This window comes from Stenotrophomonas sp. PS02298 (genome assembly GCF_029959445.1).
Taxonomy (GTDB): Bacteria; Pseudomonadota; Gammaproteobacteria; order Xanthomonadales; family Xanthomonadaceae; genus Stenotrophomonas.
In genome coordinates this window covers 1-6,723 of sequence record NZ_JASCOR010000203.1, presented here as the reverse complement: position 1 = coordinate 6,723, position 6,723 = coordinate 1, and the positions used below count along the sequence as shown (strand labels likewise).

The window sequence follows — 6,723 nt, the reverse complement described above, 5'->3', positions numbered from 1 at the left end:
GCAGGCAATGCTTGATGGCTGGCAGAGTCTGCAATCTGAACGTCCATCAGCTTCGCGGCTGACGCCGCTCCCACAACATCCCCCGACGGGACCGGTAGAGCCCCTGCCGAGCATGGCTCGGCACTAGCTCCCTCCCTTTTGCGTAGCGAAGGGGAGGGGGTGGCTTTCGCTGCTGCGGTGCCGCCGGTAATGCCCCTGCCGAGCATGGCTCGGCACTACAGCCCCCTCCCTTTCGCGTAGCGAAGGGAGGGTCGGGGAGGGGTTGGTTTTGACGTTGCCAGGAGAGCCCTTGCCGAGCATGGCTCGGCGCTACCGGGGCGTCAGTAGAGGATGCGGGTGCGCAAGGTGCCCTGGATCGTGGCCAGCTCTTCGCGGATGGCGGTGGCCTGTTCTTCGCTGGCGGTGATGTCGATCACCACGTAACCGACCTTGGGGTCGGTGCGCAGGAACTGGCCGTCGATGTTGAGGTTGTGGCGCGAGAAGATCTCGTTGATCTTGGACAGCACGCCCGGCACGTTGCGGTGGATGTGCAGCAGGCGCAGGCTCTGCTCGTGCTCCGGCAGGGTCACTTCCGGGAAGTTGACGGCCGACAGGGTCGAGCCGTTGTCGCTGTAACGCACCAGCTTGGCCGCCACTTCAACGCCGATGTTTTCCTGTGCTTCCAGCGTGGAGCCGCCGACGTGCGGGGTCAGGATTACGTTGTCATGCGCGGTCAATGGGGACTCGAACAGATCGCCATTGCCCTTGGGCTCGACCGGGAACACGTCCACTGCGGCACCGCCGAGATGACCCGAGCCGAGTGCCGCATCCAGCGCGGCAATATCGACCACGGTGCCGCGCGCGGCATTGATCAGGTGTGCGCCCTTCTTCATCTTGCCAAGCTGCTCGGCGCCGATCATCCACTGCGTTGAGCCGTTCTCGGGCACGTGCAGGGTGACCACGTCAGAGCGCGCCAGCAGGTCATCCAGGCTGATGGCCGGATGCGCATTGCCCAGCGACAGCTTGGTTTCGATGTCATGGAAGATCACGTGCATGCCCAGCGCCTCGGCCAGTACGCCGACCTGGGTGCCGATATGGCCGTAGCCGATGATGCCCAGCGTCTTGCCGCGCACTTCATGGCTGCCGGCAGCTGACTTGGACCAACCACCGCGGTGGCATTCGGCATTTTTCTGCGGGATGCCACGGGTCAGCATGATCGCCTCGGCAATCACCAGTTCGGCGACCGAACGGGTGTTGGAGTAGGGCGCGTTGAACACCGGAATGCCCGCCAGCTCGGCCGCTTCCAGGTCGACCTGGTTGGTGCCGATGCAGAAGCAGCCGACCGCGATGAGGCGCTTGGCTTCGGCCAGCACCTCGGCGCTGAGATGGGTGCGTGAGCGGATGCCGACGATGTGGGCTTCGGCGATGCGCGCCTTCAATTCCTCTTCGGGCAGCGACTTGCTGTACAGCTCGATCTGCGAGTAACCGGCCGCCTTGAAGACGTCCACGGCGGTCTGGCTGACCCCCTCAAGCAACAAAACGCGGATGTCCTGCTTCGGGAACGAGGTCTTCTTGGGCGACATGTCGTGTACGGCGGCGAAGGTGGGTAGGCCGCCAACTATGCCAGAACGGCGCGCTGTTTTGTGCGCTGCGCAATGCGGCAAGGCATTGATGGGAAAAGGTTTCATATGAAATCCAGATCCCGTCGCAGCGGGCCATCGCGGCGACTGGACGGCGCGCGGCAGGGCTGTCACGCTTGGCGGCTTTCACGCCGCCGAAACACCGCCATGACCGATCCGCGCCTGGAAACCCTGTTGCAGTCCTGCCCCGAGCTGCGTCTGAAGACCGAGCCGGGCGATCTGGAGCACTACGGGCGCGATTGGACCCGGCGCTGGACACCGGCACCACTGGCCATTGCCTTGCCGGGCAGTGTCGAGGAAGTGCAGGCGGTGGTGCGCTGGGCCAATGAGCACAAAGTGTCCGTGGTGCCTTCGGGTGGCCGTACCGGCCTGTCCGGCGGCGCGGTTGCGGCCAACGGCGAGCTGGTACTGAGTCTGGAGCGGATGAACAAGCCGCTGGGTTTTGATGCGGTGGACCGTACCTTGGTGGTGCAGGCCGGCATGCCGCTGGAAGCGGTGCACAACACCGCCAAGGAACATGGGCTGATCTATCCGGTGGATTTCGCCGCGCGTGGCTCCTGTTCCATCGGTGGCAATATCGCCACCAATGCTGGCGGTATCCGCGTGATCCGTTACGGCAATACCCGTGAGTGGGTCGCCGGGCTCAAGGTGGTTGCCGGCAACGGCGAACTGCTGGAGCTCAACAAGGGCTTGATCAAGAACTCCAGCGGCTACGACTTCCGCCAGTTGATGGTCGGCTCGGAAGGCACGCTCGGCATCGTGGTCGAGGCAACCTTGAAGCTGACCGATCCACCGCCGACCACCAATGTGATGGTGCTGGCGTTGCCGTCGTTCGAAGTGCTGATGCAGGTGTTCTCCGCCTTCCGCGAACGTCTGCAGCTTGAGGCCTTCGAGTTCTTCACCGACCTTGCGGTCAAGCACGTCACCGCGCATGGCGCGCAGTATCCGTTCGAGGAAATTCACCCGTATTACGTGGTGACCGAATACGCCTCTGCTGACGAGGCAGGCGAAGCCGCCGCGTTGGCGGCGTTCGAGCATTGCATGGAGCAGGGCTGGGTGCTGGATGGCGTGATCAGCACCAGCGAAGCACAGGCGCAGCAGCTATGGCGTCTGCGCGAAGGCATCACCGAATCGGTGGCGCGCTACAAGCCGTACAAGAACGACGTGTCGGTGCGGATCTCGGCGATGCCGGCCTTCCTGGCCGAAACCCAGGCGCTGATCAATGGTGCCTACCCGCACTTTGAGGTGGTCTGGTTTGGCCATATCGGCGACGGCAACCTGCACATCAATGTGCTCAAGCCCGACGACACCAGTGACGCCGAATTCCTCAGCCAGTGCGAGCACGTGACCAAGCTGCTGGCGCAGGTGCTGCTGCGGTTTGATGGCAGCATCTCGGCGGAACACGGCATCGGCCTGGTCAAGAAGGCCTATCTTTCCAGCACCCGCAGCGAGGCTGAAGTTGCGCTTATGCGTGGGGTCAAGCGCGCCTTCGATCCGAACTGGTTGTTGAACCCGGGCAAGCTGTTCGATCAGTAATCGCGCAGCTGGCCGCATGTGCGGCGGAGCCGCCGCGCGAACGGGTCGAAGATGTGCGCCGGCAGTCCAGCATGAATGGATCTGGTGGGCAGCATGGCTGGTGGTTCCCACCGGCGGCGACGGTCGGTACTCTTGACGCCCTTGTTCATCCGACGTTGACACGCCAATGATCCGCTCGATCCTGTTCTGCGCTTTGATTGCCCTGCCGATGTCGGCATTCGCCTCCAGTTTTGCAGGCACGTCGGCCGGCTCCGCATCGGGCGCGTCATCCAATTCCTCGGGCAGCTCTTCGGGCGACGACAAGGTGTTGCTGGACGCACGCGAAGACGCGGCGGGTTTTGTGGCCAGCAATGGCGAGATCCGCGGCGCATGGCTGGAAGCGGCCTTGATCCAGCTGCGCGAACGTGATGCTGCCGCGCGCGATGCCAGTGACATGGAATTGGCCCGGAAGATCCTGGCCCTGTGATGAATCTCCGCCGGCTGCCGCCCGCGCGGTGGCTGGCGGTGTTGCTGCTGCTCTGCGCGGCTGCGCCCCTGCAGGCGGCACTGCGCATCGAGCTGCAGGCAGGCGCACCGGCGCTGGATTCGGCGCAGGTAGTGGCCAGCCAGCAACTGATCGACGATGTACTGGCGCGTATTCCCGCCGGTATTGAAGCCAGCGGCGCATTGACGCTGCAGCTGCGCTGGCGTGACGACCTGCCCGGGCATGTGCAGGGCAGGGCGCGCGGGCGTGAGCTTGGTTTGGACAAACGCCTGTTGCCACTGTTGTTGCAGGGCGACTCCGCATCTTCGGACGCCTCTGCCCAGGCGTGGCGACAGGCACGTGCCGCGCTGATCCACGAGCTGGGACATGCGTTGGACCGTTCCGCCATCGGCGGCTGGTCAGCTCAACCGCGCTTTCTGGATCTGGCCGGTTGGCAGCAACGGCCATTGTGGCCGGGGCGTGGGCGCAACCACTTCAGCCTGCGCAGCCCCGATCGCTACGAGCTGGAGAGCCCGACCGAGTTCTTCGCGGTAAACCTCGAACACTATCTGCTGGACCCGGCGTACGCGTGCCGGCGTCCGCTTCTGCATGCCTGGTTCGTTGAGAATCTTGGCGCGCCGCGTCAGTTGGATGTGCTGCAGTGCCCGCAGGCCTTGCCGTTCATGCAGGCCGGCGAGCAGGAAGGCCTGGCCGATCTGCTCGATCTCGACCCGGCGCGGGTCTACGAGATCGACTACCTGCTGGCCGAAGGCAACGAGAAGCTGATGAGCCGCTGGGGCCACAGCATGCTGCGGCTGGTGGTATGTGCGCCTGGGCGGGAGCCTGGCCCTGCTTGTCGAATGGATCTGCAATACCACCTGGTGCTGTCGTTCCGCGCCTTCGTCGGTGATGTGCAGATATCCAGCTGGCGTGGCCTGACCGGGTCCTATCCGTCACGCCTGTTCGTGTTGCCGCTGAGCCGGGTGATCGAGGAATACACCAAGGTCGAGCTGCGCGGCGTCTCATCCACGCCGCTGCGCCTGCAGCGTGATGAGATCAACGCGGTGTTGCAGCAGGCGGCGCGGCTGCACTGGGATTACGACGGCCGCTATTACTTCATCAGCAACAACTGCGCGGTCGAAACCGGCAAGCTGCTCGGTGATGGCGCACCGCGGCTTGGCTCCGCAGATCTGCTGTCGATCACCCCAACCGGTTTGCTGCACAGCCTGCGTGCCGAAGCATTGGCCGATCCACCCCGCGATCGCGCACAGGCGCTGCGCGGCGGCTATTACTTTGAGTCGGCGGCCGCCCACTACGCATTGGTGTTCGATATCGCCCGCAAAGCCCTGCCGTTGCCGGCCAACAACGTGGAGGCATGGTTGGCACTGCCGCCTGCGCAACGCCGGAGGTGGATGCAGCAGGCTGATGATCAGGTGCTGGCGGCCATGCTGTTGCTGGAGCAGGCTGCGTGGCGACGGGGAGAGGTGGCTGCAGCCGATGTGCTCAAGCGAAGCCTGCTTGCCGGCGGCAAGCGGCTTCCGGAAATGGCGGACTTCCAGGCGCTGATGGAGCGGTCTGCGGTGCTGCTGGCGCCGGGCAGCCTGTTGGGGCAGGGGCAGGGTTATGGCATACCCGATGCGGATGAACGAGAGCGCTTGAGCGCCGAGGTTGCCGCCGGGGCTGGGCCCGCCCGGCAACAATGGAAAGCCCTGCGCGAGGCCGCGTTGGCCGCGCTGCCCGGAGCACAGCGCGCGCGGATGGAGCAGATCGAGTCGAACCTGCTGTACCTGCGGCAGCGGCTGCGTTTAGGGTACGGTACGCCATCAGGGGAGGCGGCGACGCTCGATGAGCGGCGTCCGGATCGGTTTTCAGGAGAGCGCGGTTGATTGGTACTGAGCAGCAGACGGTCGATGCGCTGGCCGAGGATGTGTTGAAGCTGCGCTCCTGCGCGATTCTCCAGCTTGACCCTGATGGTCAGGTGCTCAGCTGCAATGCCGGGGTAGCAACGGTGTTTGGCTATCCCTGCGAAGAGATTCGCGGGCTGCCGTTCTCGCGGTTGTTCAGCGCCGCCGATACACAGCGCGGCATAGCCCAGCAGGCCGTGGCGCGCACGCTGCAACAGGGCAGCGATCAGCTCAGCTTGGCGATGGTGCGCAAGGACGGGGGCCGTTTTCGCGCATCGATGATATTGGAGCGGATAGCCGACCAGCGTGGCGTGCGGGTGCTGGTATTGATCCGTGACGTCACCGAGGCATTCCAGACCCAGAAGCGGGTGCGCGAAGCGCAGGAAGTCGCGCTGCGCGCGCAGCGCCTGGATGCGGTGGGCAAGTTGACCTTGGGCTTGTCGCACGACTTCAACAACCTGCTGTCGGTGATCGGTAACAGCTTGGACATGCTGTCGCTGCGCCGCTCCGGCGACGAGAGCGTGCGGCGCATCCTTGACATCGCCCACCGCGCGGTCGGGCGTGGCACCCAGTTGACCCGGCAGATGCTGGCGTTCGGGCGCGGGCAGACCCTGGTGCCGCAGCTGAGCCAGGTGGATGATCTGCTCAATGCGTCGCTGGAGCTCTACCGCCGCGTCTGCGGCGAAACCATCCAGTTGAACGTGAGCATTGCCGAGCAACTGCCGTCGATTTCGGTGGACATCGGTCAGCTCGAGGCGGCCTTGTTGAACCTGCTGGGCAACAGCCGCGATGCCATGCACGGTGTCGGCAAGGTGCTGTTGTCGGCACGGCTTGAGAGCATCATCGTGCCGTCGGGCACGGGTGAGGCCGGGCAGTTTGTCTGCATCTGCGTTGGTGACAGCGGGCCGGGCATCCAGGCCGAGATCCAGGAGAGCGTGTTCGAACCGTTCTTCACCACCAAGAGCGTGGGAGATGGCAGCGGGCTGGGGCTGAGCCAGGTGTATGGCTTTGCGGCGCAGTCGGGGGGCACGGCGACGATTGGTACCTCGACGCTGGGCGGGGCTGCTGTGTCGCTGTATTTCCCGGTAGTGGCGTAGCCGGCTGGTTTTTGTAGGAGCGGCGTAAGCCGCGAAGCTGGCTATCTATGGCGACGCTGGCTTTCAGAGAATCTCTGGATCCGAAGCCCTACCAGCTTCGCGGC

General features: G+C 64.6%; 5 protein-coding genes. 4 read left to right on the top strand and 1 reads right to left on the bottom strand.

The features are described from left to right. Positions 1-320: 320 nt before the first annotated feature. On the bottom strand, positions 321-1,562 hold the full coding sequence (gene serA, locus QMX78_RS19340; RefSeq protein WP_282272625.1) for a phosphoglycerate dehydrogenase: 1,242 nt from the start codon (positions 1,560-1,562) through the stop codon (positions 321-323). Between the two features lie 204 nt (positions 1,563-1,766). Here serA and QMX78_RS19335 point away from each other — a divergent pair, with 204 nt between their 5' ends. From QMX78_RS19335 to QMX78_RS19320, 4 genes are all read left to right on the top strand, one after another. Then, positions 1,767-3,155: an FAD-binding oxidoreductase gene (locus QMX78_RS19335; RefSeq protein ID WP_282272623.1), complete on the top strand. Its 1,389-nt coding sequence runs from the start codon at positions 1,767-1,769 to the stop codon at positions 3,153-3,155. 166 nt (positions 3,156-3,321) lie between these two features. After that, positions 3,322-3,621 (top strand): DUF2388 domain-containing protein, encoded by a 300-nt coding sequence (locus QMX78_RS19330; protein WP_282272621.1) that lies wholly within the window; start codon positions 3,322-3,324, stop codon positions 3,619-3,621. Then, positions 3,621-5,504: a DUF4105 domain-containing protein gene (locus QMX78_RS19325; RefSeq protein WP_282272619.1), complete on the top strand. Its 1,884-nt coding sequence runs from the start codon at positions 3,621-3,623 to the stop codon at positions 5,502-5,504. Before QMX78_RS19330 ends, QMX78_RS19325 begins: the two co-directional genes overlap by 1 nt. Next, on the top strand, positions 5,501-6,619 hold the full coding sequence (locus tag QMX78_RS19320) for an ATP-binding protein (RefSeq protein WP_282272617.1): 1,119 nt from the start codon (positions 5,501-5,503) through the stop codon (positions 6,617-6,619). Before QMX78_RS19325 ends, QMX78_RS19320 begins: the two co-directional genes overlap by 4 nt. Positions 6,620-6,723: the final 104 nt, after the last annotated feature.